Genomic DNA, 25,996 nt, shown 5'->3' with positions numbered 1-25,996 from the left:
ACGCGCCTATGCTCGACTTTCCTCCACCAGAACTTCACAGTTGGGGCTCTGGTGTTCCGCCGACCACAACGAGGGGGAGGCGGCAGCCGTTCCACCGGACCGGGTGGGGGCGGACCGGTGCGGGACCACGGGTACGAACCGGTGGGTGGAACGGCTGCCGCGTGACGTCAACTCGCCGGTGTGTCACCCGGGTCGGCGGCGGCCGCCCGGCGCCGGCGCAGCGTCCACGCCCCCGCGCCCAGCAGCGCGAGCGTCCCCGCCCCGCCCCCCGCGATCCGCCACGGCGACGGTCCGGACGCGCCCGAACCGGCCGCCGCACCCGTCCCGGCCGCTCCCGCGGCGCCCTTGGCCGTCGCCGGCGACGGGCTCTCGCTCACCGCACCCTCGCTCAGCGGATCGACCAGCGTGCCCACCGCCTGGGCCGAACTCCCCCTGCCGAAGCCCCAGTCGAGCAGCGCGGCGGTCTCCTCGTACACGCCGTTGCCGCCGCTGTCCGGGTGCATCACGGTGACCAGCAGGGTGCGGCCGCCCCGGGTGGCGGCGCCGGTGAAGGTGTTGCCGGCGTTGCTGGTGTAGCCGTTCTTGACGCCGAACAGGCCCTTGTAGGTGCCGAGTCCCCAGGAGCCGGTGAGCAGTCGGTCGGTGTTCTGGATCTGGAAGGTGTTCTTGCCGCCCGCCGGGAAGTCCGCGGTCCTGGTCCCGCAGTAGCCCCGGAATTCGTCGTCCTTGAGCCCGTGCCGGGCGAAGAGGGTCAGGTCGTACGCCGACGACAGCTGCCCCTTGTGGTCGAAGCCGTCCGGGCTGACCACATGGGTGTCGAGTGCCTGCAGGCCGGCCGCCTTGGCCTGCATCTCGGCGACGGTCTTCGCGATTCCGCCGTTCATGTGGGCGAGGACGTGCACGGCGTCGTTGCCGGAGCGCAGGAAGACGCCCTGCCACAACTGCTCGACCGTGTAGGTGATGCCGGGCTTGACGCCGACCAGGCTGGAGCCGGCCGGGACGTCGGAGATGTCGGTGTCCTTGACCCGGTAGCGCTCGGTCCGGTCGAACTTCTTCAGCACGGTGTCCGCGAACAGCATCTTCAGGGTGGAGGCGGGCGCCAGGCGCCGGTGCGCGTCGAAGGAGGCCAGTACCTCCCCGCTCTCGCAGTCGGCGAGCAGCCAGGCGCGGGCGGTGATCTTCCTGGGGAGGCCGGTGGCACCGCGCACCTGGATGCCACCGCGGGCCAGGCGCTCGCCGCCCACGACGGTGGCGGCGGAGGCAGGGGTCGCCGTGGAAAAGGGGAGAGCGGCGGCCGTCAGTCCGAGGACGGCACGCCTGGTCAGTGGGGAGGAATCGCGCACCCCGGGACGGTACACCGCGTCGAACAGCGGATGGGCGGCTGGCGCACCTCCCGGATGCGCCCGGCCGACGCCCTGCGCAGCGTCTCGTAGTCCACCCGGCCCCCTTGGACCGGGGCGCCGCTTCCGATTCCCCCGGGACCCCACTCACCACCCAGTGGAGAACCCATGTACAGACTCACCGGAGTCACCAAGCGCGACCGGCAGCCCCAGGGGTACGGCCAGCAGCCGTATGCGCAGCAGCGGTACGAAGGCGGCCAGGGCTACTGACGCTGATCGCCGTCGGACCGCTCACCGCCCGAGCAGCCGGTCGGTCTCGGCCAGCTGCTCCGCGGTGAGCGGCCCTTTCGCGATCGCGCCGGCGTTCTCCTCGGCCTGGGCGACGGACCGGAAGCCGGGGATGGGGACCGTGCGCGGGCTGCGCGCCCAGATCCAGGCGAGGGCGCCCTGCGCGAGGGTCCGCCCGTCGCTGGTGAGGACGGCTCGCAGCGCGTCGATCCGCGCGACCCACTCGGGATCGGCGCCGGACCCGTCCCCGAACCCGGGCAGCCAGGCCGGCGGCCTGCTGCGGATGTCCCCGGCCGAGGTCCCGCCGCGCCGTCCGCCGAGCAGCCCCATCGCGAGCGGGCTGCGGTTGACGCTGGCGAGGTCCGCCTCCTCGCAGGCGCGGATGAGTCGCGGCGCGTCCTGGAGCACGTTGAGGGTGTTCTGTACGGCCGTACAGTGCGGTCCCTCGGCGAAGACGGCGGCGCGGTCCGGGTCGTCGGTGCTCCACCCGTAGGCGCGGATGAGCCCCTCGCCGACCAACTCCTCGCAGACATCGCGCAGTTCGGCGGCGCGCACCGGGTCTGCGTCCGAGAGGTGGAGCTGGTAGAGGTCGACGTGGTCGGTGCCGAGGCGGCGCAGGGAGGCGGTGAGGGCGCGGCGGACGTAGGCCGGGGAGTCGTCGGCGCCGGTGAGGGTGCGGGTCTCCTCGTCGAAGACGTTGCCCCACTTGGTGGCCACGACCACCTCGCCCCGGCGCTTGCCGAGGGCGCGGCCGAGGACGCGCTCGCTGTGCCCGGTGCCGTAGGTGTCGGCGGTGTCGAAGAAGGTGACGCCGAGGTCGAGGGCGCGGTGGATCGCCCGTACGGACTCCTCGTCGTCGACCCTGCCCCAGCCGAGCGGCTGCCCGGAGCTGTCCTGCCACTCACCGCCGATGGCCCAGCAGCCGAAGCCGAGCGCGCTGACGCGGATGCCGGAACGACCCAGAGTCCTGGTGGTGCTGTCGCTGTTCATGGCGTTCATGGCGTTCATGGCCAGGACGCTAGGAGTTGGAGTGCACGCGAGGGCAAGGGGGTGGTCAGGCCTGCCCGGTCTCGAAGCGGGAGATACGGCCGTCCTCCTCCACGGTGAAGTTCCAGCGGGTCCGCATCTCGCCCCAGGCGTCGTTGCGGTAGTGCGCGAGCAGGGAACGGCCGCCGTTGGACTCGTTGTCGACGTCGAGGTGGCCGTTGGAGGAGAAGATCTCCCGGTCGATCCACTCGTCCAGGTTCCGGTCGGAGCCGTCGTCCGCCATGGTCGCGTCCGGGGTGAGGAGGTCCAGGAGGCGCTCGCGGTCGTTGGCGTTGACGGCGGTGACGAAGGCCCGGACGGCCGGGTCGCGGAGCTTGGCTGTCTTGATCGTCATGCGAGTCAGCGTCACACCGTGGCCGCGGGGCCGCCACCCGAACGGCGGCGACGACAGGCCGTTCGGGTGTGACGGATGCGACGGTGGAGACCGTGATCCGTTGCCGCCGATGGGAGCCACCGTGACCTGCTACGAACGACGTGATGTGGGCCTGCTCCTGCTTCGGCTGGGGACCGGCGGGGTGCTGGCGGCGCACGGTACGCAGAAGCTGTTCGGCTGGTTCGGCGGCGGCGGGATCGAGGGCACGGGCCAGTACTTCGAGTCCGTCGGGTACGCGCCCGGCAGACAGAGCGCGATCGCGGCGGGGCTGGCGGAGGCGGGCGGTGGAACGCTGCTGGCCCTGGGCCTGGCGACCCCGGCGGCGGGGGCCGCGGCGGCCGGCGTGATGGCGGGCGCGACCGCGCTGCACATGCCGAACGGCTTCTTCGCGGCGGAGGGCGGCTACGAGCATGCGGCGACCCTGGGCCTGGCCGCGGCGGGCCTGGCGGTGGCGGGCCCGGGCCGGCTCTCCCTGGACCACGCGTTCGGGCATGTCTTCGACCAGGGCTGGATGGTCCCGGCGGCGCTGGGGGTGTCGGCGGCGGTCACGGCGGCGGTGATCGGCGCACGGAACCGGCGGCTGCAGCGGCAGCGGGAGGGCGAGAAGGAGGCGTTGTTCGAGGAGTGACCGCCGGGTCGGGCATGGCAGGCTACGGGCTCATGACGGAACAGCGGACCCCGCCCATCGACGTATGGGCCGCCATCGACGACCTCTGGACCTGGCTGGACGCCCACCGCACGCACGACGGCGACACCGGCCTCGTACTGCGCATGCTCAAGCTCACCGAGGAGGTCGGCGAGGTCGCCCAGGCGGTGATCGGCGCGACCGGCCAGAACCCCCGCAAGGGCGTCACCCACACCTGGGACGACGTGCAGGGCGAGCTGTGTGATGTGGTGATCACGGCGCTGGTGGCGTTGCGGACGCTGACCCCGGACGCGCGGGGGGTGTTCGAGCGGCATCTCGCCCGCGTGACGGAACGCTCGCTGGGGCCGTCCGCGTCCTAGGGGACATCGACCATCCGGTGGGCGCGGCGGCGGGTTCGGCGCGTGCCTGGCCGAGCCGGCTGCGTGCCTGGCTGAGCCGGCTGCGTACCGTGCGTGACGGGAACGCCGATCGCCCTCGCCGTGCGGGGCGGCGTCTGCCCACCGGCCGCGGTGTCTTCGTGCGACCCGCCAGTCGTCCGGTCGGGTGGCGGTAAGAGACCCGTCGCGTTCGACAGAACGAAACCGTGGCTTCGTCGCACCGGCACGACCCGCCCACAGCCTTGCGTCGTCCGACGACGTACACCGCCCCCGGGCGTTGAGGAGAAGTCACCGATGTTCCACCTGAACCGGCGCATGCTCAGTGCTCTCGCGGTCGGCGCCGCCTCCGTTCTCGCTCTGGCCGGCTGCGGCAAGAGCGCCGATTCGGCTTCCTCCACGGCGGCGCACGGCGGGGGCGGGGACACCCTGGTCATGGCCGCCGTACCGTCCGAGAACTCGGCCGATCTCAAGGCGTCCTACCAGGCCGTGATCAAGCTGCTGGAGAAGGAGACCGGCAAGAAGATCGCGTTCCAGAACGCCACCAACTACGCGGCCGTCATCGAGGCACAGCGTTCCGGCAAGGTCCAGATCGCCATGTACGGACCGTTCTCCTATGTGCAGGCACGCAGCTCCGGCGTCAAGACCACCCCGATCGCGGCCGGTGTCGCGGCGAAGGGCGCCAAGCCCGGCTACCAGTCCTACGGCATCGTGAAAACCGGCTCGTCCATCAAGGACCTCAAGGGCTTCAAGGGCAAGAAGGTCTGCTTCGTCGACCCCAACTCCACCTCCGGCTACCTCTACCCGCGCGCCGGGCTGCTCGACGCCGGGATCAACCCGGACAAGGACATCACCTCGGTGATGGCGGGCGGCCACGACGCCTCGGTGCTCGCGGTCAAGAGCGGGCAGTGCGAGGCCGGTTTCGCCTACGACACCATGGTCGACAAGCAGCTGATCGAGAAGGGCCAGATCAAGAAGGGCGAGATCACCACGGTGTGGAAGTCCGAGGTAATCCCGGGCTCCCCGGTGGCGATCAGCGACAGCCTCGACGCGGACCTGAAGAAGAAGCTCACCGACGTCTTCCAGAACAAGGCCAACGCCGACTACCTCAAGGCCCACGGCTACTGCACCGGCAGCAAGTGCGAGGTGGACGACGCCGGCGACTGGGGCTTCGCCCCGGTGACCGACTCGCTCTACGACGGCGTCCGCAAGGTCTGCGACGTCACCAAGGACAAGCAGTGCGTGGCGTCCTGACCCCGACCGGCACGGTGGTCCGGTTCGAAGGGGTCAGCAAGCGGTTCGATCCCGACATACGCGCGCTCGACGACGTCTCGCTGAGCGTGCGGGCCGGTGAACTGGTCGTCCTCCTGGGTCTGTCCGGGTCCGGCAAGTCGACGCTGCTGCGGCACGTCGACGGGCTCCAGCGGGCCACCGCCGGCACGGTCACCGTGCTGGGCACCGACGTCGGCCGGGCCGGCGGCACCGCACTGCGCGGGCTGCGCCGCCGTATCGGCTTCGTCTTCCAGCAGTTCCATCTCGTCGGCAGCCTCACCGTGCTGGAGAACGTCTGCACCGGGGCGCTCGGCCGGCTGCGCGGACCCCGGCTCGGCCTGATCAGCTACCCGAAGTCGGTACGGCAGGAGGCCCTGCGGCATCTGGAGCGGGTCGGTCTGCTCGGCCAGGCGTTCCAGCGGGCCGACACCCTCTCCGGTGGCCAGCAGCAGCGCGTCGCCGTCGCCCGCGCGCTGATGCAGCGCCCGGAGATCCTGCTCGCCGACGAACCCGTCGCCTCGCTCGACCCCGAGTCCTCCGCGCAGATCATGCGGCTCATCAAGGAGATCGGCGAGGAGGAGCAGCTCACCGTGCTGTGCAGCCTGCACCAGGTGGACCTCGCCCTCTCCTGGGGCCACCGGGTGATCGGGCTGCGGGGCGGGCGGGTGCTGATGGACAGTCCGACCGCCGGGCTGACCCGCGAGGAGGTCATGTCCGTGTACGAGCGGCTGGGCGCCGCGGCCCCGGCCGTTCTCGTGGGCGGGGCGGGATGACGCCATGACCGTACGGACCACGGACGCACCGAAGTCGCCGCCCCGGCCCGCTCCGGTGCGTCCGGTGGCGCGGACCCTCGCGCGGCCCCGCGCCGGCGGGGCCGCCGCCCTGCTCGTGCTGGTCGCACTGCTCGGCCTGGCCTGCTGGGCCTTCGGCGACCTGCGCATCAATGTGGCCACCCTGACGGACAGCGCCTCGAACGCGGTCGACTTCGGCCGGCGCATGGTCCCGCTGGACTTCCCGCCGCCCGGCGAACTGCTGACGCTGTGCGCGCAGACGCTGGCCGTCGTGGTGTCCGCGACCCTGCTGTCGGTCCTGCTCAGCCTCCCGGTGGCGGTCCTCGCGGCCGGCAACACCACCCCGCACCCGGCCGCCCGGTTCACGGCGCGCGGTGCCATCGTGCTGGCCAGGGCCGTGCCGGACGTGGTGCTGGCGATCGTGTTCTTCCGGATCTTCGGCCTGGGCGGGCTCACCGGCGTCCTGGCCATGGGCCTGCACTCGGTGGGCATGGTCGGCAAGATGTACGCCGACGCCATCGAGCAGATCGACGAGGGGCCGCGCACCGCCGTACGCGCCACCGGCGCCGGCCGCGTACAGCAGCTGGTCTCGGGTGTCCTCCCGCAGGTGCTGCCCGCCCTGGTGGCGAACGCCCTGCACCGGCTCGACATCAACCTCCGGGTCTCGGTGGTGCTCGGGTTCGTCGGCGTCAACGGGCTCGGGTACGCGATCGCGGGGGCGCTCGGGTCGCTGGACTACCGGCGGGGTATGGCCCTCGCGCTGGTGGTGCTGGTGCTGTGTGTGCTCGTCGAGCTGCTGTCCGGGGCGATCCGGCGGGCGTTGCTCCGGGATGCCGGTTCGGGGAGGAAGCAGCGCCTGTCCCGGTGGCATCCCGCGGTCCGCGCCGGCGCGGCGGCTCCGGTGCGCACGGTCACGGCACCCCCGGTGACGGTCCCCGGTCCTGCCGCCCGGATCAGCCCGCCGTCGACCGCCCGGCGGGCGCGGCGCACCGCGCTCGTCGAGCTGCTGTCCGGGGCGATCCGGCGGGCGTTGCTCCGGGATGCCGGTTCGGGGAGGAAGCAGCGCCTGTCCCGGTGGCATCCCGCGGTCCGCGCCGGCGCGGCGGCTCCGGTGCGCACGGTCACGGCACCCCCGGTGACGGCCCCCGATGCTGCCGCCCGGATCAGCCCGCCCTGGACCGCCCGGCGGGTGCGGCGCACCACCTACGCGGCGGCGAGCCTGCTGACGCTGGCCGTCTCTATCTGGGGCGCCGATCTCGCACCGGCACAGTTCCTCGGGGCGCTGGGCAACCTCGGCCACACGCTCGGCCTGTTCTGGCCGCCCGGGACCGGCGGTATCCTCCCCACTCTGCTGGCCGACCTGTTGGAGACCGTCAAGATCGCCCTCGCCGCGACGCTGATCGGCGCGGTGCTGGCGCTGCCCATCGGCGCGCTGGCCGCCCGCAATGTGTCGCCCTCCCCCGCGACGGCCGCCGCGTTCCGGACGGTCGTGGTCTTGGTGCGCGGTGTCCCCGAGCTCGTCCTCGCCATTGTCTTCGTCGTCATCACCGGCCTCGGCGCGGTGGCGGGCGCACTCGCCCTCGGGGTCGGTGCCGTCGGCCTGCTCGGCAAGCTGGTCGCCGACTCACTGGAGGAGGTGGACCCGGGCGTGGAGGCCGCCGTACGCGCGACGGGAGCCGCCCGCGGGCAGGTCTTCTGGTCGGCGACCCTGCCGCAGGCCGCGTCCGCCCTGGTCGGGCACGTCCTCTACCAGCTCGACGTCAACATCCGCTCGGCGACCCTGCTCGGCATCGTCGGCGCCGGTGGCATCGGATTCGACCTGCTCAACGCCTCCAGGGTGCTGGAGTTCGGGGTCGTCACGACGGTGCTGCTGCTGGTCTTCGGCACGGTGCTGCTCGTGGAACTGCTGGCGGTGTGGCTGCGCCGGGTCGTCCGCTGACGGCCGCATCGAAGGTCAAGGGGACGCAAAAGGCGCGATACAACTGCCCGGAGTGTTCACTTTCCGGGTCGGGGCCGTTGGCCGGCGGCAACTTGTCCGGACGAGTCGGTGGACCATCCTTCGTGGTGTGAGTGCGACCAGGTATCTGGAGATCGCGGACAAGCTGGCGGCCGAACTCGACGGCTGCGCCCGCGGCACGCGGGTGGCCAGCGAGGCCGACATAGCGCGCAGGTTCGGTGTCGGGAGGGCGGCCGCCCGGGCCGCCGTACAGGAACTGGAACGCCGATTCGTGGTGCGCCGGACCCAGGGTTCGGGCACCTTCGTCAACCGCCGGATCGACTACGTCATCTCGCGCAGCGCCCCGCCGTCCTGGTCGACGACGATTGCCGCGGCCGGCGCCACACCCCGCGCCCTGGTGAAGTCGGTGTGCCGGACGACCCTTCCCGCCGATCTGGTGGACCGGTTCGAACGCCCCGCGGGGGTGCCGGTGCACGAGGTGGTCAGGGAGTTCTACATCGACGACCTTCTCGCCTCCTGGGTGCACGAGTGGATCCCGGTCGACGAGGTGCCGGACCTGGATCTGGCCCTGCACGCCGTCGAGTCGGTGGACACCGTGCTCCGCCAGATGTTGCGGGTGCGGCCGGTGCGGGCCTGGTGCCGGGTGAGCATCGACGTCCCGCCGGCCGAGGTGCTGCGCGCCCTGCGGATGGACAGCAGCCTGCCCGCGTGGCTGGTGGAGAGCGTCAGCCGGGACGAGGACACCGGCACCGTCCTGATGTGCAGCCGCGCCTGGACCCGCGCGGACGCGGTGCGCGTCGTGGTCGAACTCGACGAACAGCCCTTCGTGGGGGCGACACCGGAGACGACAAGGAGAAACCGACGGTGACAGACGTGGTGAGTAGGGAGCAGCGGTGCGCCCTGCTGGCGGAGGCGGAACGGGAGGAGCTCATCGCCCTGGCCGACGCCTGTCTGGAGGACGGCACGGGTGTCCGTGTCCTGGTGGCGCCCGAGGTCGGCTGTGTGACCGCCCAGGTGCGTGAGCCGGTCCTCGCCGAGCGGTTCCTGCTCGGCGATGTGCTGGCCTGCCGCGCCGAGGTGGAACTCGCCGGTCACCGGGGCTGGGCCATGCGGCTCGGCGACGACCGCGCGGCCGTACTGGCCGCCGCCGTGCTCGACGCCGAGGTGCAGTCCGGCAGGCCCCGGGCCGCCGAGATCGACCGGCTGTGCGAGCGGGTCGCCCACCGCCGGGCGGAGCGCGAGGGCCAGGAGTGGGCGGAACTCGCCCCGACCGTCGTCGAGTTCGAGGAGCTGACGTGACCGTGGCAGAAGCAGAACGGATGCCCCCGGCCGTACGGACCGCGGAACTGGTGACCGCCGCGAAGCCCGCACCGGCCCAGGCCCAGCGTGTGTTCCGCGCCGTACTCGACGCACTGGCCCGGCCCGGCTCGACCACCCGCCTGCCGGCCGAACTGACGGGCCCGGTGCCCGCCGCCCTGCTGCCGCTGCTGGCGCTCGCCGACCTCGGTACCGGGTTCTGCGTCCTGGAGGACGGCTCGGGGCGCTGGTCGGAGGTGGTGGCCGTGGCGACGAACGCGCCCGCCGTACCGCTGCCGGACGCCCGGCTGGTCGCCGCCGTCCGCCCGGTCGCAGCGGACGAGATACGGCGGCTGCGCCGGGGCAGTGCCGAGGCGCCCGAGGACGGTGCCCTGCTGTGCGTGCCGGTGTCCGCGCTGGACGGCGGGCCCCGGAAGTGGCGGCTGTCGGGCCCCGGAGTGCCGGGGGACCTCGTGGTCGCGCCGGACGGGCTGCCGGACGGGTTCGTCGAGGCACGGGCGGAAGCGGTCGCGGGTTTCCCGGCCGGCATCGACCTGCTGATGGCCGCACCGGACGGGCGGCTGCTCGGCCTGCCACGCAGTACGGCCGTCGTAGAGGAGGACAACTGATGGGGTACTCGGGAGCACGCGGCGGCCTTGAGGCGATCCTCGCCGCCGAGGACCTGGTCCGCCGCAAGCGCGACCACGCGCCCGCGCCATGGGCGTCGACCGGGCAGATCACCGCCCGGTTCCGGCTGGCCGTCGACCGGGTGATGGGCGAGGCCGGGCTCTACGACGAGCCGACCGCGGCCGCCGCCTTCCGGCAAGCCGAGGGGGACACGCTGGAGGCCTCGCATCTGCTGCGGGCCAAGCGGTCCACGCTGCCCCGGCTGGCGGTCAGCGAGCCGGTCGACCCGGACGAGATGACGATCCTGCGCCGGATCGTGCCTGCGTTCCGCACCCCGGACGGGCCGCAACTGCTCGGCCGTACGTCCGACTACACGGGCCGGTTGCTTGAGCAGCCGGACGGCCCTTCGGGGGAGCCGTCGTCGGAGCCCTCCGGGGAGGCCGTCGAGCGCACCAAGGAGCAGCGCCGACCGCGCCGTTTCCTCGATCTGCTGCGCAAGCTGGAGCTGGTCGAGGAGCAGCCGGCCCACGACGACCCGGAGCCGCACGACATCACCCGCAAGCCCGCCCGGCCGCCCGCCGCGCGCTCAGCCGTGCTCGCGGCCATGGCCCGCTCCGAGACCGGCGCCCTGGTGGCGCTCTGGTACCGCTCGATCCTCGGCCCGGACGGGGACGTCCACGAGATCACTCTGGGCGAGCTGCGCCACGGCCGCCTGCCACTGCGCGTCCGACACCCGCACACCGGAAACCCCGTCGCCGTCGGCGAGTTCAGGGTCACCGAGGCCGAGGCCATCGAGGACCTGGACGGCGCCGAGGAGGACCGTACCCGCTTCGACGTCGGCTACGGGCTGTGCTTCGGGCACAACGAGCGCAAGGCGATCGCCATGGCCAACCTGGACATCGCCAACCGCCGGTTCGGCCGCAGCGGCCCGCTGGAGCAGCTGCTGCTGATGACGGTCGACGGCCTCGACTCCGGCGGCTTCCTGGAGCATCTGAAGCTCCCCCACTACGTCACGTTCCGCTCGATGGTCGAGCGCAAGCAAGCCATGCGGACCGCCGCCGAGGCGGGCGACGAACCGCCCGCGCGGATCGCCGGGCCCACCGGAAAGGACTGCCGATGACGACGGCCCCGACCTCCGCGACCTCCGCGACCTCCGCGATCGGCGCCCTGGTCGCCGAGGCCGACGCGGACACCCCGCCTCCCGGGCTGCTCGACGAGAACGCCAAGCGTGAGATCCGCCGCGCCTGCCTCACCGCGGTCTGCGTGCCCGGCTATCAAGTCCCGTTCGGCTCCCGGGAGATGCCGGTGGCCCGCGGCTGGGGCTCGGGCGGCCTCCAGGTCACCCTCGCGGTGATCGGCGCCGACGACACCGTCAAGGTGATCGACCAGGGCGACGACGCCGGGGTGAACGCCACCAACCTGCGCCGGCTCATCGCGCAGACCACCGGCTCCGGCGAGTCGGCCGACACCCGCGAGGCCACCGTCGTACAGACCCGCCACCGCGTCCCCGAGGACGCCCTCGGAGCCGGGCACGTACTCGTCTACCAGGTGCCGGTGCCCGAACCGCTGCGCGGGGTGCAGAAGTCGGTCGCCGAATGCGCGCGGATGCACGCCGAGCACGACTACTCCGCGATGTGGGTCAGCCTGTACGAGGACATCGTCCGCAACGGCATGATCACCGCGAGCACCGGCTACCCGGTCCTGGTCGGCGGCCGCTACGTCATGGCCACCAGCCCCATCCCCCGCTGGGACGTGCCCCGGCTGCACCAGGCCGAGCACCTCAACCTCTTCGGCGCGGGCCGCGAGAAGCGGATCTACGCCGTGCCCCCGCACACCGACGTCCGGCCGCTCACCTTCGACGACGTCCCCTTCGAGGTCGAGCACACGCCCGGCGCGCGCTGCAGGTTCTGCGGCAGCGACGACGTCTTCCTGGTGGACGCCGGCACCGAGGGCGACTTCGCGTGCAGCGACACCGAGTGGTGCGCGCGGGTGCAGGACGGCGACGCCGACACGGCGGCCCATCGGCGCCGGGCTCCCCTGGCCCTGCTGCCCGACTCGCGAACGCGGGCCCGCCACGCCACGCCACCATCCGAGGAAAGCCCCGAAGCGGCGCCGCGCCGGATGCCGGTGGCGGGCGGCCCCGAGTGGGCGCTGCGCGTCGAGGGCATCGGCAAGGTGCACGGCGCGGGCGGCGCGGCGGCGGTCCCCGGCACCGGCCCTGAGCACGGCACCGCGATCAGCCCGGTCACCGGTGCGGTGGTCGCGGCCTGGGACGTCACCTTCGACGTGGCCCCGGGCGAGGCACTCGGCGTGATCGGCGAGTCCGGCTCCGGCAAGTCGACCGTGCTGCGCTGTGTGGTCGGCGACGAGCCGGCGACAGCGGGCCGGGTCCAGCTGGCCTCCGTCGCCGGTGGCGCGTCCGACGTGCTCGAACTGCCCGCCGCCGTACGGCGGGAACTGCGGATCGACACCATGGGCGTCGTCTACCAGGACCCGGCCGCCGGACTCGACCTGCGCGTCTCGGCCGGCGGCAACATCGCCGAGCGTCTCACGGCGGCGGGCTGGCGCGGCTACCACGCCATCCGGCGCCGGGCCGCCGAACTCCTCGACCGGGTCGAGGTGCCGCTGGGCCGGATGGACGACCCGGTGCGCACCTTCTCCGGCGGTATGCGGCAGCGCGTCCAGATCGCCAAGGCGCTGGCCACCGAGCCGCCCGTGCTGCTGCTCGACGAGCCGACCACGGGTCTCGACGCGTCGGTCGCCGCGGGCGTGCTCGACCTGCTGCGGAGTCTGCTCGCCGAGCGCGATGTCGCGGCCGTGGTGGTCAGCCACGACTTCTCCGTCATCGAGGCGCTGACCGACCGCACACTCGTCATGCAGACAGGCCGGGTGGTCGAACAGGGCCTGACCGACCAGCTCTTCCACGACCCGCACCACCCCTACACCCAGCGGCTGGTCGCCGCGGCCCGGAGGTGAGCCAGGTGAACGATCTCGTCCTGTCGGTGCGCGCGCTGCGCAAGTCCTTCACGCTGCACAGCATCGACGGCCGTACGGTCCCCTCACTGCGCGGCGTGGACCTGGACGTCCGCGCAGGTGAGCACGTGGCGCTGGCGGGCCCCAGCGGCGCGGGGAAGTCGTCGCTCCTGCGCTGCGTCTACCGCACGTATCTGCCGGACTCCGGCTCGGTACGACTGCGCACCGAAGCGGGTCCCGTCGAACTGACCGAGCTGCCCGACCGGGAGATGGTGCGGCTGCGCGGCCGGGAGTTCGGCTATGTCTCGCAGTTCCTGGCCGCGCCGCCGCGTACGGGGCCGTTGGAGGTGGTCGCCGCCGTGGCCCGGCGGCGCGGACTCGACCGGGGCGAGGCGCGCGAGGCGGCCGCGGCGGCACTGCGGCGGCTGAAGCTGGACGAGACGCTGTGGGACGTCGACTGCGGTGTCCTGTCCGGCGGCGAACGCCAGCGGGTGAACCTGGCCGCCGGCACCGTGGAACCGCCGCGGCTGCTGCTCCTGGACGAACCGGTCTCGGCCCTGGACCCGGCCAACCGCGAGGCCGCCCTCGAACTCGTCGACTCCCTGGCCGGACAGGGTGTCGCCGTCCTCGCCGTCTTCCACGACATGGACGCCATCCGGCGGCTCGCCTCCCGCGTGGTGTTCGTCCGGGACGGCCGGATCACCCGCCAGGGCACCCCCGCCGAGACACTGGAGGAAGCAGCATGAGTACGGGCCTCGCCGAACCCCTCGCTCAGGGCTGGACGTTGGGCGCCCCGCCCGCCGACTACGTGCTGGGCCACGTCCGGGCCGTCCTCGCGGACCGCGTCATGGACAACGCGCTGATCGCGGTCAGGGACGGCCGTATCGCCGCCGTGGAACCACACCCGGCCGGTGTGGAGGCGGACGTCGACGGCCAGGGCCTGCTCTGCCTCCCCGGCCTGGTGGACGTCCACAGCGACGGCCTGGAAAAGGAACGGCTGCCCCGCCCCGGTGCCGAACTCCCCCTGGAATTCGCCCTGTTGTCCTTCGAGGGCAAGCTGCGCGCGGCCGGTGTCACCACGGCGTTCCACGGCGCGGCCTACGAGCAGAGCCACGGCCGTGGGCTGTCCCGCAGCGTCGAGACCGCGCAGCAGATCTGCCGCGTGGTGGAGGGCCGTACGGACGGCATGGTGGACCACCGCATCCTGCACCGCCTCGACGTGCGCTGCCCCGAGGGTCTGGCCGCGCTGCGCAGCCGCCTCGACTCGGTCGACGGCGTCGCCCTCGTCTCCCACGAGGACCACACGCCGGGACAGGGCCAGTACGCCGACCGCCGCTACTACGAGCGGTACCTGATGGGCACGCGGGGCATGCCGGAGGACGAGGCCCGCGACCACGTGGACCAGCTGATCGAGGACCGGGACGGCCGCCTGGACATCCGGGAGGAGGCGCTCGCCTACCTCGGCGAACGGGCGACGGCGGGCAGCGTCCGCCTCCTCGGCCACGACCCCAGCTCGGCGCGGGAGATCGCGGCACTGCGCGAACGCGGCGGCGCGGTGGCCGAGTTCCCCACCACGCTCGCCGCCGCCGAGGCGGCCCGCGACCTGGGCATGCCCACCGTGATGGGCGCCCCCAACGTCCTGCGCGGCAACTCCCACAACGGCAACGCGTCCGGCCGGGACCTGGTAGCCCGCGGCCTGGTCACCGCCCTCGCCTCGGACTACCTGCCGTCGGGCCTGCTGGCGGCGGCCATGCTGCTCGCCGCGGAAGGCCTGGCCACCCTGCCCGCCGCGGTCGCACTGGTGACCGCCGGGGCGGCCGAGGTGGCCGGGCTGCCGGACCGGGGCAGGCTGGCTCCGGGGCAGCGCGCGGACCTCGTCCTCGCCACGCCCGGCCGCCCCTGGCCGGTCGTCGCCGCGGTACTCCGGGACCGCACCATTGTCGTATCGGAGGAGTCGGTATGAGCGAGAAGATCAACTGGCCGGTCCCCGCACCCCAGTTGCCGCCGGGCGTCCACCCGGCCCTCGCGCAGGCGACGGAGGCCGCCGTCACCGCCTTCCGCACCGCCCGCGAGCGCTACGACCGCGCCCAGCTGGCCGAGAAGGTCCAGATGGGCGCGGACGGAACGCCGACGACACGGCTGGACATCCTGGTCGACACCGCCATAGCGGAGGTCGTGTCCTCGCACCGGATCAACCTGCTCAGCGAGGAACTGGGCAGCATCGACAACGGCTCGGCGGTCACGCTGGTGACGGACCCGGTGGACGGAACGGCGAACGCGACGGCGGGCGTCCCGCTGTCGGCGTTCGCCGGTGTCATCGCCGTCGACGGCACGCCCGTCGAGGCACTCACCTGCTGGCTGGAGACCGGCCGCTGCTGGCACACGGTGGCCGGGCAGCCGTCGGCGTACCGCACGAACGGACGCGAGCACCTCGACGGCGCGGCCATCAGCCTGCTCCGACCCCAGCGGCACATCGCCGACGCCTGGTGGCGGGTGGCCGAGCGGGCGGCCCGGATCCGGATCCTGTCGACCAGCTGCCTGGAGGCGGTCCTGGTCGCCGAGGGCTCCACGGACGCGTTCGCCGACGCCGGCTCCGACACCCACCGGATCATGGACCTGGCGGCGGCCATGCTGACGGTTCCGGCGGCGGGCGGCGCGGTGATCGACGTACACGGGCGGCCCCTGGAACTGGACACCGACCTCAGCCGCCGCTGGTCGGGGGTGGTGGCGGCGACGCCCCGACTGGCGGAGGAACTGGCGGAGGCGATCCGCGGTGACCATTCAAAGACAGAGGGCTGACAGGCATGCTCACGACTGACCGACTGGCCGAACTCATCGACGGCCTCGCGGGCCTCCCCTACGGCGGAGAACCGGTCGACCAGCGCACGCACGCACTCCAGACCGCCCACCTGGCGGTGACGGCCGGCGCCGACGACGAACTGGTGGTCGCCGCCGCGCTGCACGACATCGGCAGGGCGAAGCCGGTACGAGCCGAACACCCGGGCCTGCCCCACGAGTTGGCGGGCGCGGAGTGGGCCCGCCGGCACCTGAGCGAGCGAGCGGCCTGGATCATCGCCCAGCACGTCCCGGCCAAGCGCTACCTCGTGGCCACGGACCCCGCCTACCACGCCCTGCTCAGCCCGGCGTCCATCGCGTCCCTGAAGGTCCAGGGCGGCCCCATGAACGAGGAGGAGGCCGCTGCCTTCGCCGCCCACCCGATGGCCGAGGACGCGGTGGCCTTGCGCCGCTGGGACGACACGGCGAAGGACCCGGAGGGGGCGGTGCTGGGGGCGGCTGAGCTGGTGGCGGCGTACGAGCGGTGGGTGGCGGGGCAGACCGGCCGGTCCTGACTGGGGTCGGGCAGGGTCGTCCGCAGGCCCGGGCCGGGGCATCCGTGAGTGGCCGAGGCCGGACGATGCTCGGCCACGGCCGGAAGGGGCGGGAATTGAACGAAGCACCACTCGACCGACAGGCACCACACTTCACAACCGACCACCGGGAGCACGCCCATCCGTTCCTTCCGGTCAGTCGCCCCCGTCACCGCGCAGCAGCAGATCGAGCAGCCCGGGGAAGCGCGCGTCGAACTCCTCGCGCCGCAGTCTGTTGACCCGCTTGGGCCCCACGTCGCGCTGCTCGACCAGACCTGCGCCGCGCAGCACCGAGAAGTGGTGGCTGAGCGCGGCCTTGCCGACAGGCACGTCGAAGCTGCCGCAGCTGCGCGTCCACTCGGCCGAACCGGCCAGCTCACGGATCAGCTGAACGCGTACGGGGTCGGCCACCGCGGACAGCGCGGTCAGGACGGAGACGTCCTCAGGATCCGTGTGCACTGGCGCCGCCCGGTGCCCGCCGCTCTCGCCCCGCTTCGCCATGCCCCTCTCCCAGCCGCACATCCGCGCCGGAACCGCTGTGGAGCGCCTCGGCCACTTGCCTAGTGTTCGATGAGCATCTTACAGTTCCACTGTTCGCTTTTCATTGAACACTCGATCGAAGGGGGCTGTCCGCGGATGCGTGCAGTCGAGTTTCAGGAGTACGGCGACCCCGAGGTGCTGAAGGTCGTACAGGCCGAGACCCCCGAACCCGGGCCCGGCCAGGTGACCATCGACGCCGCTTACGCGGGCGTGAACTTCGCCGACCTCAAGTCGCGTGCGGAGGGGTACCGGGTGGCGTCGCTGCCGTTCCGCCCGGGTCTGGAGGTCTCCGGGCGGATCCGGGCCGTCGGCGAGGGCGTCGAAGGGCTGCAGCCAGGGCAGGAAGTCGCCGCGATGGTCCTCCACGGCGCCTACGCGGAGGTGGTCGTCGCCGAAGCCGTCACGGTCTTCCCGCTCCCCGAGGGCCTGGACCTGCGGACCGCCGCCGCCCTGCCCGTCGTGCTGCCGACCGCACACGCCCTCCTGCACGAGGTGGGACGCCTGCGCGCCGGAGAGAACGTGCTGGTGCACGGCGCCGCGGGCGGCGTCGGCACGGTGACCGGACAGCTGGCCCGTGCGGCGGGCGCGGGCACTGTGTACGGCGTGGTCTCCTCCCCCACCAAGTCCGAGCACGCCCTCAAGTACGGCTACGACGAGGTGTTCACCGCCGACTCCTTCGCCGACGGGGTCCGCCACGCCACCGGCGGCAGGGGCGTCGACCTGATCCTCGATCCGGTGGGCGGCGACACCCTCCGCCGCGGACTCGACACGCTGGCACCCTTCGGACGTCTCGTCTCCTTCGGCAACGCGAGCGGCGCGGAGCCGTGGCACGTCGGACAGCCCGAGCTCTACGCGCAGGGCCGCTCCGTCGCCGGCTTCGCGATTCTTCTGCTCGCCCGGTCGGCGCCCGAGGCGCTGCGCGAACTCGTCGAGCGCGCCTTCCGTACGGTCACCGACGGCACCGTGAGCCTTCCGGTCACCGCGGAGTTCCCCCTGTCCGAAGCGGCCGAGGCCCACCGGCTGATGGGCGGCCGTACCTCCACGGGCAAGCTGCTGCTGCGGGTCGCCGACTGAGCACAGCCGCACGTTCGGCCACCGCCCCGTTGAAACGAGGTATTCGCAGTAGCGGCGCACCTGCTCGATGGGGTCGAGGACCGGGTGGCCATAGGCGTCGACATGGCACAGGGTGGGGTCGTCCAAGCCCCGAGGCCCACCGGTGAGGCGCTGCCCCTTGGTCGGTCATGCCATGGGAGTTGCCGGGGCCGGCGGCTGCTCGCCGGGCGGAGTTCCAGGCTTGAGGATGACGGAGGTGTAGTGGTTGGCGAAGAAGTACGAGTAGGACAGGTCTTCGTCGATGTTGCCGAACTGGTTGCTCATCGTGGTCATCAGTGCGGTAGTGCGTTTGCCGTCGCTGGCATAGGCGGTGAATTGCTTGTTGGGTGGCAGCCCAGTGGCTCCGACGGTGACTTCGTCGATGCCTGGGAGTGCCCGGACCAGGACCGCGCCCTGGCCGGAGCTATCGAGGACGCGCAGGGGAAGGTTCTTCGTGGGCATGCCCAGACCTTGCCGGCCCAGGTTCTGCGTGCTGGCCGCCGAAGTGCTGCGCGCGACGTACACCAGCGCCATCGGCGACTGGCCGATGCGAAGGGTCTTGATCACCGACATCGTGCGCGTGTCGATGACGTCGACCGCGTCGGAGTTCTGCAGGGCGACGTAGATCCTGGTGTTGTCGGGGCTCGGCCAGATGCCGTGGGAACCGTGGCCGTGGTTGTGGATGGTCTTGACCAAGACCGGCGGCTTACCGTCGTGCGACCGGCGGTACACCAAGGTCTCGTTCGTTCCGCCCACGGTCTGGTAGGCGTAGTCGACGCCGCCGACCGTGACGAAGTTGGGGTGGTTGGTGCGCGGCCCCGTGCGCAGTACCGCCTCCACACGGTAGGTGCGTGCATTGAGCACAGCGGTAGTCCGGCCGTTGGTGGGCATGCCGAGCCAGATCTCCCTGCCGTCGGGTGAGACGGCCTCGTCGGAGGACCCACCCGCCTCGGCGGGGATCGGCACACGCCTGATGACCTGGTGGGAGGCCACATCGATCACGTCCAGCACCTGGGCGCGCAGGTGGTTGACGTAGGCGAGTTTGCCGTCGGGGCTGAAGAACACCTTGGAAGGCCCGTCCTCGGTGTGGATCCGGTCGACCTCTTTACCGGCCCGCCAGTCGATCACCGATACGTAATCCTGGCCGCGCACGGCCACCCACAGCCGGGTGCCGTCCGGCGAGAAGAATCCCTCGTGCGGCGCCCGGCCGAGGTACACGGTGCTCACTACTTTGTTGGTTGCGGTGTCAATGACATGGACGGCGTTGGTGGTCACGTCGATCACGTCGAGCCACTTTCCGTCCCGGGAAAAGCCCAGGCCGTGCACGTCGATCTGCCCGTTATACATCGCCCCCAGCACGTCCTTGCTGGGGCTCAACCGCGGCTGGCCAAAAGCAATCGTGCCCAGCACCGTGTTCGTCGCCGGGTTGATGACACTGACCGTGTTGGAAACCTGGTCGGCGGTGTACACCCGGTCGTTCCCGGAGATCGACTGCGCCCCGGGCAGCGCCGGGGCTTGGATCAGCCCGCCATGTCCTGGGGGAGAAGGTTCCTGCGTTCTGCTCGTCGTCCCACCAGCGATCGACGCGCACACGAGCGCGGCCACGGTCGCCAGGGCCAAGTTGGGCTTCGTAGGCATGACCACTCCTTTCCTTGTGGTCACATCGCCGGCCCCGGATTACCCGCGTCGAAAGCTGCCGCCGGGCTTGGCTTGTGGGGTCTGTGCCGCGTGGCGCGAGAGGTTGCGGCAGGGGCTGGTCGCTGCGTTCACCAAAGGCCGCTGCCGAGAGCGGCGCCTGTCATCGCGGCGCCGCGGTCACCGCCTCCGAACGTAAACCCGCATTCCCGACACGTGACCGATGGCCGCCGGTCGCCTGAATCGGCGTCGAGTCATCAAGGGACCTAGCAGACATTTTGGACACTATCACCTCGACTGGAGGATTTCACTCGGATGGCCCGTCTCGAACGACGGTCAACTGCGCGGCCGTGCAGACCTCCTGTGGACCACGCCAGGATGCCGACAGGCGTCAGCTGTGCCATACCGCACCGGGGACGGAACCGAGGCTCCGCCGCCTTTCGGATTCGGCGGCGGGCGGCGGTGCCCGGCAGAGATTTCCGGGACAGATCAGTTCAGTCACTGTCACGCTTAGACGGTGCCCTATGTGGTGGTCGCTCGTTGGGCTGTCTACGCGGCGGGGTACGTGGAGTTGGATTGTTCCGGACGGCTTGCGGGAGATCGCCGAGCCGCTGATTCCACCGTCGAAGGTGCGGCCACAGGGCGGCGGAACGCAGGACACGCCTGATCAGACGCTGTTCGCAGCGATCATCTACCTTGCCTTTCTCGGCCTCGCCGCAGCCATCTGCCGCTACAAGCGACTGCTCCGCCTCACCACATAGGACACCGTCTGAGGGCTGTCCCGTAAGACGTGCTTCGGCTGCCGGTGGCAGGACGCATGTGTGCAAGTCGGTGGCAGGCTGAACGGGGGTAGTGGACGATCGAGAGAGCATGGCGTTTGTCTCGCCGAACACACCTGAACTGGTTGCGGTGTTCAGCGGTGTGGTGTTGTGCTGACGATGGATCGACGCTCGGCCTGGCCTTTCCTCGCCGGGCCGGAGAGGACGCGTGTGTCACTCGCTCTTGAAGATCGCTTGGCCATCACCGAACTGGTCTCGTTGCATGGTCATCTTGTCGACGAAGGAAGCCTGCACCGGTTGGAGGAGTTGTTCACCTCCGATGTTGTCTACGACCTCACCGACTTCGGCCAGGAGCCGCTCTCCGGGGTGGCGGCCATCCGAGAGGCGGCATGGGCGCTGGGGACCGCCAACCCCGTCGCGCATCACGTCACCAACGTCGTCATAACGGCGTCGGCAGACGGAGGGGTACAGGTCCGATCCAAAGGGCTGGGCATCAAGGCGGACGGCTCCTGTGGTTCCGTCTCCTACGACGACACCGTCGTGCACACGGCTGACGGCTGGCGGATCAGCCGTCGCAAGGTGTCGCCACGCCGTACTCCCTTGGGCGGGATGACAAAGCCCGGCTGACCAGGCACGTCTCGCCTGGTCCTAGCTGTATTGATCACGAGCGTTGTTAACGCTTGCTGGGCTTGATCATGGCGAGGGCCTCCGTGTGTGGTGGAGGTGTCGAATCCTCACCGCACGGAGGCCCTCGTGACCTGAGGACCGGTCTCGCCCTTCTGGCCCGGCTCCGACGTGCGCCACACGGTCATGGCCGTCAACCACCCCACACCACCGGCCAAGCTCAAGCGTCTGCTCCGGCCTGCCTGATCGGGGTGTCCCGCCGTGGGCGGACGGGTCCTGTGCTCTGGCTACCGGCCTGCGCCGCCGTCCGGCGGCGCGGTCGGGACGTTGCCGCCCCTCGGCCCTCGGCCCCCACGAGACATCTCACGCAAAGGAGTTAGCCGTACGCCCGGGATCAGGGATTTCAGCGGGCGCGTCGCCGTCGTGACCGGCGGAGCGTCCGGGAGGTCACGTGCCCATGGACGACGAACTTCACTGAGCGCGGGGAGGAACGCCTTCATGCCGTGCAGGACACCGTGGACATTGATGTCGAACACCCAGCGGAAGTCGTCGAGCGTCAGCTCGTCGAACGGCGCCAGCCGCCCCGGAAATCGCTCTGAGCGACCCGGTTCGAACCGGGTCGCTCAGAGGCAGTCAGAGGTATCGACCTCTCAACTTCCCTCAACTGACCCGAGTTGACCGGTTCGGATCCAGAGTGGCGACTCTGGCAGGTCTCTCTTTCGTCCGGTCGAGCCGTGATGGGGACGCCTGCCTCCACACGGTACGGGCTTGCGAGCGTTGAGCGGCCGTTGGTAGAGGCCGTCGGGCTGGTCACTCAGAAAGAAACGCACCCGGCGCGTTGTGCCGCCACGCGGGGCTGACATGGAGGAGATGTGGCCATGTTGCGACGTACACAAGTGGACGACTTCATAGAGGTGTTGCCCCTGTAGGCATCTGTCGTCACCCGTGACACTCCAGTCGCACCGGCCGCTGAGGAGAGTGACCCCCGTGCGGGGTCAGGGCGCCTGCACTCCGGGGGGAGTCTCGCGGGCGCCGGCGTGCAGGGGCAGGCTCAGTTCCCCCCGTGACGGGTCTGCCCCTGTCGAAAGGCCGGCCTGGGCGCCCAACACGTGGCAGGGCGCCCAGGCCTTCAACGTTGCGGGGTCCCGCGTACGCCGACAGAACTTGCAGACGGTACAGGCACAGAGGTTGTCCGTGATCACGTATATGGGTCTGACGTCGGGAGGCACCCAGGCCGGGGCCGTCACTCTCCCGCCCGGGTGCCTGGAGCGTAGGCGTCAGGGCCAGGGGCTAAATGTCGCCGACCCCGGCCGGTCGGCTGTCAACGGCCGTCAAGTTCTCCCCCTGGGCGGCCAGGAGTTCGCCCCGCCGGCGGCCGTCGAGTCGTCCCCGCCGGCGGCCGGATAATTCCCCGCCCTCGGGTCGGTGTGGGTCAGCTGAAGGGCTTCACTCCCTGTCCGCTGGTGGCCTGGGTGAGCGAGTAGTGGTCACCCTGGGTGACGACGATGTGAGCGTGGTGCATGAGCCGGTCGACCGGCGCCACGGGCCCGTGTCCGTGCCGCTGCTTGTGCCTCGTCCATGAAGGGCTGCCCGACGGCCGGATCGTTTGTCGGCGCGGTCAGCAGCGTGATGACCACGTGTCGGCCCAGGGCGGTGTCCCAGCCCGCCCACACCTGCCCCATGCCCCCGCTGCCGAGCCGCTCGGCCAGGCTGTACCGGTCGGCCAGCAACGTCGTCTCCACACCCTCAACCCCCTCCCCCGCCCCATCAGAGAGCAAGCTGTTTACGTAGAGGGAGGGACGCCCGGCGCCCGGTGATCCGACGGATGGCGTCCCCGGGCAGGGACCGTCGGCGGCGGCTGAGGACCTGCGGCGCGCACGGACAGGCAACCGGTTCACGGCACCGGCTCCCCGCTCATCCTCGAGTTCCCCGCCCACGGCCGTGCACTGCACGGCCGGTGCGGACCATGCCGTCAGGTCCCGGCGTTGAACACGTCGGTGCCGAAGCGCCTGAGGCCCGTCTGCCCGGCGTAGCCCAGGTAGGGCAGTGAGAACCGGTCCTCGATGCTGGCGAGCAGCGAGTAGTGGTTGTACGGCGTGGTGCTCCAAGTGCCGCCCTTGGTGAAGGGGGAGAGCACGAGCGCACCCGTACGGCCGCCGCCGAGGCCGGTGATGCCGGGCAGCGGGGCGTTCGGGGCCGGGCCCTCGCCGCAGCAGGCGCTGGCGTCCTCCTGCGGGCCGTCCGACTCGTCGAAGGTGATCACCAGCATGCCGTCCTTCTTGAAGGCCGGGGACGAGGTGATGACCGGAACCCACTTCTTCAGCCACGCATCGGCGGAGACCAGCCCGCCCGGACGGCCGTCCACGCACGGGGCGTCGTGGCCGTCGTCGCACAGGTTGGGCGTGATGTAGCCCAGCTCAGGGGTCGTCGTGCTGCTGTACAGGTCCGACGTGAGCGCGGAGAGGTCGACGACGTGCTCGGCGCAGCTGTCCTGCTGGTCGATGATCGAGTGGAAGTACATGAACGGGTTGTGCCGGGTGGCGTACTGGTCACCGGCCTTCGCCTGCTGAGTGTCGTCCACCGCGCCGCTGGCGGGGTGGCGGCACGGGGTGCCCATGTCCTCCATGTAGCCCTTCCAGGTGTGCCCCGCGGCATCCATCTGGTCGGCCAGCGTCTTCACGCCGGAGGGGTAGACGCAGCCCCGGCCGACCGCCTGGCCCGGCTCGACTGTGCCGGTCTGGACGAACGGCGCGAAGGCCTGGCAGTCGGACTGGGTGTCCAGGTTCGGGGCTTGGCCGGACACTTGCGCGATGTAGTTGTCCAGGCTGTTGTGGCCGATGCCGTAGTACTGCGACAGCAGCACGCCCTTCTGCCGAAGCGTCTGGCTGAGGTACGGCGCCTTGGAGCCCGGGCCCCAGGTCTCGTCGTACCCCTTGTTCTCGAGATTGACCACGAACACGTGGCCCGGTCCTGCGGCGGGCGCGGCCTCGGCCTGCATCGCCAGCAGCGTGCCGCCGCCGCCGGCCACGAAGGCGGTGAACGCGGCGGCGAGAATCATCAGGCGGCGCCTGCCGCGGATGAGACGGTGCTTCATGTTGTCGGGAGCTTCCATCCGAGGGACAGGGCGAGGTCGCGCAGCGCGTGCCACTGCTCGTAGTCGGGCAGCACGGCTGGCAGGCAGGGCAGGCCGGCGACGGCGGGTACGGACCACTGCGGGGCGTCGAGGCTGGGCGCGTTGGTGAAGTCGAGCACTTCGACGATGTTGTTCGCCGCGGCGTCCCGGGGAGTGAGGGCAGGGAGGTTCCAGCGCCACTCGATCGCCTTGAGGACCGAGGTGTGGTCGTAGACGCCGTGCGCGACATGGCCCCGCTTCGCGCGCGGGGAGATCACCAGGCACGGCGTCCGGAAGCCGCGCAGGCCCCACTCGGGGCGGGCGTCGGGGGCGGTGGTGGGCGCCACGTGGTCGAAGAAGCCGCCCCACTCGTCGTAGTTGATGACCAGGAGGGTCCGTTCCCAGGCGGGGCCGGTGGTGACGGCGTGGTAGACCTCGTTGAGGAAGTGCTGCCCGGCGCGGATGTCGGCGTGCGGGTGGTCGTCGGCTGAGGTGCCGCTGCCCTCGTCCAGGAACTTGGGGTCGACGAAGGAGACCTGGGGCAGGGTGCCGGCGGCGCAGTCGGCGAGGAACTCCGGGTACGGGTGCGAGATGTCGAGGTGCTTGGTGCCCCACAGGGCGGTGAACGGTACGTCGTAGAAGTAGTACTTGCCGTGCGTGCCCGCATCGGCGAGGCGGTCCCAGATGGTGGTGAGCGCCGAGGTGTCCGTGGAGTTGTGGATGCGGTCGGTCTGCGCGGCATGCTGGTAGAAGCGGTTGGGGTACGTCTCGGCCATGATCGCCGAGAAGTAGCGGTCGCAGACCGTCCAGGCCGGGGCGGCCTTGCCGTAGAAGTCGAGGTCCTCGGGCAGGTAGTAGCCGACGGAGAAGTCGTCGTTCGTACCGGCGCGCAGCCAGCCGTCGCAGCGGCCGTCGTTGTACTCGATCCGGCCGCCTTCGTAGCTGTGGTCCGGGTCGTTGTACTGGCAGCCCTGGGCAGTGTCCAGGTGGTGGGTGGAGTGGGCGACCCCGTCGCGGTCGGTGTACGTCAGCCCGGCCTGCTTGCCGTCGGCGCCCGGCAGCCAGCCCAGGTAGTGGTCGAAGGAACGGTTCTCCATCATGACGACCACGATGTGGTCGATACCTGAGTCCTCAGGCGCCGGAAGGGAAGGCGCCTTCTGTGCGGAGCGGGGGGTCTGACCGGCGTCGGCCAGACCTTCGGTGGCGAAGGGGGCGATTGCGGCCGCGGCCGCGGCCCCGGCGATCAGTCTTCTGCGGGAGATGTCCACGGGGGACTTATAGCAACCCCATGTACCGGAGGGTAATAGTCCGATTGATGCTTCCGTCGAAGTTCACCGGGCATTCTGTGCGGCATTACACGGTCTCCGCCGGGCGTCACGGTCCGTGGCCGCAATACCGCTGCCCGATCGCAGCCAGGCCTCTGGCCCAGCGGTCGCGGATGGTGCCTCGCTCGCGCAGCCTCTCATCCGATCCAACCCAGGCCACTGAGGGTGTGACGGCCGGCCGGCGCCATCTCCGTGTCCCTTTCTCGTGCAGCCCGATGCGAAGTAACCCTCGGGCACCACGGGACGGCTGGAGATCGCTCGACGGCGGGTGAACAAGCATGTGAAGCCCCTGGCAGAGCCCCGCTGGAGACAAATGGCGGGTCTCGGCCGCAGGCGCGCGCCACCCATTTTCTGGAGACGTTCGCGCGGCCCCAGCGGCGAAGAGGATGAAAGCACGGAGCACGCCGGGCATCCAACCAACCGGCGTACACACCCGAGAGGTTGAACGAGCAGACTGCGCATCCATGCGGGCGCGCACACGACTTGAGGACAGCTTCTCCACATGCCGCGCGGCACCGGGGCCCGACTGGCATTTCG

24 protein-coding genes and 1 pseudogene are annotated in these 25,996 nt (G+C 71.3%); 17 read left to right on the top strand and 8 right to left on the bottom strand.

Annotated features, from left to right (window positions below; all coding sequences use genetic code 11):
* Positions 1–167 precede the first annotated feature (167 nt).
* The 3 genes from ABZ396_RS25365 to ABZ396_RS25355 form a co-directional block, all read right to left on the bottom strand.
* Positions 168–1,343 (bottom strand): D-alanyl-D-alanine carboxypeptidase, encoded by a 1,176-nt coding sequence (locus ABZ396_RS25365; RefSeq protein WP_359185965.1) that lies wholly within the window; start codon positions 1,341–1,343, stop codon positions 168–170.
* Positions 1,344–1,631: 288 nt separating this feature from the next.
* Positions 1,632–2,627 (bottom strand): aldo/keto reductase, encoded by a 996-nt coding sequence (locus ABZ396_RS25360; RefSeq protein ID WP_358916474.1) that lies wholly within the window; start codon positions 2,625–2,627, stop codon positions 1,632–1,634.
* Between the two features lie 55 nt (positions 2,628–2,682).
* A complete protein-coding gene (locus ABZ396_RS25355) occupies positions 2,683–3,009 on the bottom strand; it encodes a nuclear transport factor 2 family protein (RefSeq protein WP_358916227.1) in 327 nt (108 codons plus the stop codon).
* A gap of 121 nt (positions 3,010–3,130) precedes the next feature.
* Here ABZ396_RS25355 and ABZ396_RS25350 point away from each other — a divergent pair, with 121 nt between their 5' ends.
* The 14 genes from ABZ396_RS25350 to ABZ396_RS25285 all read left to right on the top strand — a co-directional run bounded on the left by ABZ396_RS25350 (position 3,131) and on the right by ABZ396_RS25285 (position 16,334).
* Complete coding sequence (locus ABZ396_RS25350; RefSeq protein ID WP_358916476.1) at positions 3,131–3,676, top strand: DoxX family membrane protein; 546 nt, start codon at positions 3,131–3,133, stop codon at positions 3,674–3,676.
* Between the two features lie 32 nt (positions 3,677–3,708).
* On the top strand, positions 3,709–4,053 hold the full coding sequence (locus ABZ396_RS25345) for a MazG-like family protein (protein WP_358916229.1): 345 nt from the start codon (positions 3,709–3,711) through the stop codon (positions 4,051–4,053).
* Positions 4,054–4,365: 312 nt separating this feature from the next.
* A complete protein-coding gene (locus ABZ396_RS25340) occupies positions 4,366–5,322 on the top strand; it encodes a phosphate/phosphite/phosphonate ABC transporter substrate-binding protein (protein ID WP_358916231.1) in 957 nt (318 codons plus the stop codon).
* Complete coding sequence (gene phnC / locus ABZ396_RS25335; protein WP_358916232.1) at positions 5,307–6,113, top strand: phosphonate ABC transporter ATP-binding protein; 807 nt, start codon at positions 5,307–5,309, stop codon at positions 6,111–6,113. Before ABZ396_RS25340 ends, phnC begins: the two co-directional genes overlap by 16 nt.
* A 4-nt stretch (positions 6,114–6,117) precedes the next feature.
* Positions 6,118–8,070 (top strand): phosphonate ABC transporter, permease protein PhnE, encoded by a 1,953-nt coding sequence (phnE, locus tag ABZ396_RS25330; RefSeq protein ID WP_359185958.1) that lies wholly within the window; start codon positions 6,118–6,120, stop codon positions 8,068–8,070.
* Between the two features lie 127 nt (positions 8,071–8,197).
* On the top strand, positions 8,198–8,956 hold the full coding sequence (locus tag ABZ396_RS25325; RefSeq protein ID WP_358916236.1) for a GntR family transcriptional regulator: 759 nt from the start codon (positions 8,198–8,200) through the stop codon (positions 8,954–8,956).
* Positions 8,953–9,387 carry a phosphonate C-P lyase system protein PhnG gene (gene phnG / locus ABZ396_RS25320; protein ID WP_358916238.1) on the top strand — a complete coding sequence of 145 codons (435 nt, stop codon included), beginning with the start codon at positions 8,953–8,955 and terminating at the stop codon, positions 9,385–9,387. Before ABZ396_RS25325 ends, phnG begins: the two co-directional genes overlap by 4 nt.
* A gap of 2 nt (positions 9,388–9,389) precedes the next feature.
* Positions 9,390–10,013, top strand: coding sequence for a phosphonate C-P lyase system protein PhnH (phnH, locus tag ABZ396_RS25315; protein WP_358916240.1), 624 nt, complete (start codon positions 9,390–9,392; stop codon positions 10,011–10,013).
* Entirely contained in the window at positions 10,013–11,131 is a 1,119-nt protein-coding gene (locus tag ABZ396_RS25310) for a carbon-phosphorus lyase complex subunit PhnI (protein WP_358916242.1), read from the top strand. The genes phnH and ABZ396_RS25310 overlap by 1 nt, the downstream gene beginning before the upstream one ends.
* A complete protein-coding gene (locus ABZ396_RS25305) occupies positions 11,128–12,987 on the top strand; it encodes an alpha-D-ribose 1-methylphosphonate 5-phosphate C-P-lyase PhnJ (RefSeq protein ID WP_358916244.1) in 1,860 nt (619 codons plus the stop codon). The genes ABZ396_RS25310 and ABZ396_RS25305 overlap by 4 nt, the downstream gene beginning before the upstream one ends.
* A gap of 5 nt (positions 12,988–12,992) precedes the next feature.
* Positions 12,993–13,730, top strand: a complete 738-nt coding sequence (locus ABZ396_RS25300) for an ATP-binding cassette domain-containing protein (RefSeq protein ID WP_358916246.1) — start codon at positions 12,993–12,995, stop codon at positions 13,728–13,730.
* The gene (locus ABZ396_RS25295; protein WP_358916248.1) at positions 13,727–14,947 is read left to right on the top strand and encodes an alpha-D-ribose 1-methylphosphonate 5-triphosphate diphosphatase; all 1,221 of its coding nucleotides are present in this window, start codon (positions 13,727–13,729) and stop codon (positions 14,945–14,947) included. The genes ABZ396_RS25300 and ABZ396_RS25295 overlap by 4 nt, the downstream gene beginning before the upstream one ends.
* Positions 14,944–15,783, top strand: coding sequence for an inositol monophosphatase family protein (locus tag ABZ396_RS25290; RefSeq protein ID WP_358916249.1), 840 nt, complete (start codon positions 14,944–14,946; stop codon positions 15,781–15,783). The genes ABZ396_RS25295 and ABZ396_RS25290 overlap by 4 nt, the downstream gene beginning before the upstream one ends.
* Positions 15,784–15,788: 5 nt before the next feature.
* The gene (locus ABZ396_RS25285; RefSeq protein ID WP_358916251.1) at positions 15,789–16,334 is read left to right on the top strand and encodes an HD domain-containing protein; all 546 of its coding nucleotides are present in this window, start codon (positions 15,789–15,791) and stop codon (positions 16,332–16,334) included.
* Between the two features lie 174 nt (positions 16,335–16,508).
* Here the strand turns inward: ABZ396_RS25285 and ABZ396_RS25280 are convergent, their stop codons facing one another.
* The gene (locus ABZ396_RS25280; RefSeq protein ID WP_358916252.1) at positions 16,509–16,853 is read right to left on the bottom strand and encodes a helix-turn-helix transcriptional regulator; all 345 of its coding nucleotides are present in this window, start codon (positions 16,851–16,853) and stop codon (positions 16,509–16,511) included.
* 135 nt (positions 16,854–16,988) lie between these two features.
* Between ABZ396_RS25280 and ABZ396_RS25275 the strand changes: the two genes are divergently transcribed.
* Entirely contained in the window at positions 16,989–17,966 is a 978-nt protein-coding gene (locus tag ABZ396_RS25275; protein ID WP_358916254.1) for a zinc-binding dehydrogenase, read from the top strand.
* A gap of 165 nt (positions 17,967–18,131) precedes the next feature.
* On the opposite strand, the gene ABZ396_RS25270 is transcribed toward ABZ396_RS25275, so the two are convergent.
* On the bottom strand, positions 18,132–19,604 hold the full coding sequence (locus tag ABZ396_RS25270; RefSeq protein WP_358916256.1) for a hypothetical protein: 1,473 nt from the start codon (positions 19,602–19,604) through the stop codon (positions 18,132–18,134).
* A gap of 605 nt (positions 19,605–20,209) precedes the next feature.
* Between ABZ396_RS25270 and ABZ396_RS25265 the strand changes: the two genes are divergently transcribed.
* The gene (locus ABZ396_RS25265) at positions 20,210–20,380 is read left to right on the top strand and encodes a hypothetical protein (protein WP_358916489.1); all 171 of its coding nucleotides are present in this window, start codon (positions 20,210–20,212) and stop codon (positions 20,378–20,380) included.
* A gap of 228 nt (positions 20,381–20,608) precedes the next feature.
* Positions 20,609–21,025: a nuclear transport factor 2 family protein gene (locus tag ABZ396_RS25260; RefSeq protein ID WP_358916258.1), complete on the top strand. Its 417-nt coding sequence runs from the start codon at positions 20,609–20,611 to the stop codon at positions 21,023–21,025.
* A 1,429-nt stretch (positions 21,026–22,454) separates the two neighbouring features.
* Here the strand turns inward: ABZ396_RS25260 and ABZ396_RS25255 are convergent.
* The 3 genes and pseudogenes from ABZ396_RS25255 to ABZ396_RS25245 all read right to left on the bottom strand — a co-directional run.
* Positions 22,455–22,562: pseudogene (locus ABZ396_RS25255) on the bottom strand (ATP-binding protein); the annotation flags it as partial.
* A gap of 432 nt (positions 22,563–22,994) precedes the next feature.
* Positions 22,995–24,116 carry an alkaline phosphatase family protein gene (locus ABZ396_RS25250; RefSeq protein WP_358916260.1) on the bottom strand — a complete coding sequence of 374 codons (1,122 nt, stop codon included), beginning with the start codon at positions 24,114–24,116 and terminating at the stop codon, positions 22,995–22,997.
* Positions 24,113–25,402 carry an alkaline phosphatase family protein gene (locus ABZ396_RS25245; RefSeq protein ID WP_358916262.1) on the bottom strand — a complete coding sequence of 430 codons (1,290 nt, stop codon included), beginning with the start codon at positions 25,400–25,402 and terminating at the stop codon, positions 24,113–24,115. Before ABZ396_RS25245 ends, ABZ396_RS25250 begins: the two co-directional genes overlap by 4 nt.
* Positions 25,403–25,996 lie beyond the last annotated feature (594 nt).

This window comes from Streptomyces sp. NPDC005866, from assembly GCF_040629895.1.
Taxonomy (GTDB): Bacteria; Actinomycetota; Actinomycetes; order Streptomycetales; family Streptomycetaceae; genus Streptomyces.
The sequence above is the reverse complement of the archived record's forward strand: the minus strand, read 5'-3'. Positions and strand labels throughout refer to the sequence as shown.

Coding starts and splice junctions, on each gene's coding strand:
- ABZ396_RS25360 (WP_358916474.1), bottom strand. CDS start 2,627: ATGAACGCCATGAACAGCGACAGCACCACCAGGACTCTGGGTCGTTCC.
- ABZ396_RS25355 (WP_358916227.1), bottom strand. CDS start 3,009: ATGACGATCAAGACAGCCAAGCTCCGCGACCCGGCCGTCCGGGCCTTC.
- ABZ396_RS25345 (WP_358916229.1), top strand. CDS start 3,709: ATGACGGAACAGCGGACCCCGCCCATCGACGTATGGGCCGCCATCGAC.
- ABZ396_RS25340 (WP_358916231.1), top strand. CDS start 4,366: ATGTTCCACCTGAACCGGCGCATGCTCAGTGCTCTCGCGGTCGGCGCC.
- phnE (WP_359185958.1), top strand. CDS start 6,118: ATGACCGTACGGACCACGGACGCACCGAAGTCGCCGCCCCGGCCCGCT.
- ABZ396_RS25310 (WP_358916242.1), top strand. CDS start 10,013: ATGGGGTACTCGGGAGCACGCGGCGGCCTTGAGGCGATCCTCGCCGCC.
- ABZ396_RS25305 (WP_358916244.1), top strand. CDS start 11,128: ATGACGACGGCCCCGACCTCCGCGACCTCCGCGACCTCCGCGATCGGC.
- ABZ396_RS25295 (WP_358916248.1), top strand. CDS start 13,727: ATGAGTACGGGCCTCGCCGAACCCCTCGCTCAGGGCTGGACGTTGGGC.
- ABZ396_RS25290 (WP_358916249.1), top strand. CDS start 14,944: ATGAGCGAGAAGATCAACTGGCCGGTCCCCGCACCCCAGTTGCCGCCG.
- ABZ396_RS25285 (WP_358916251.1), top strand. CDS start 15,789: ATGCTCACGACTGACCGACTGGCCGAACTCATCGACGGCCTCGCGGGC.
- ABZ396_RS25280 (WP_358916252.1), bottom strand. CDS start 16,853: ATGGCGAAGCGGGGCGAGAGCGGCGGGCACCGGGCGGCGCCAGTGCAC.
- ABZ396_RS25275 (WP_358916254.1), top strand. CDS start 16,989: ATGCGTGCAGTCGAGTTTCAGGAGTACGGCGACCCCGAGGTGCTGAAG.
- ABZ396_RS25250 (WP_358916260.1), bottom strand. CDS start 24,116: ATGAAGCACCGTCTCATCCGCGGCAGGCGCCGCCTGATGATTCTCGCC.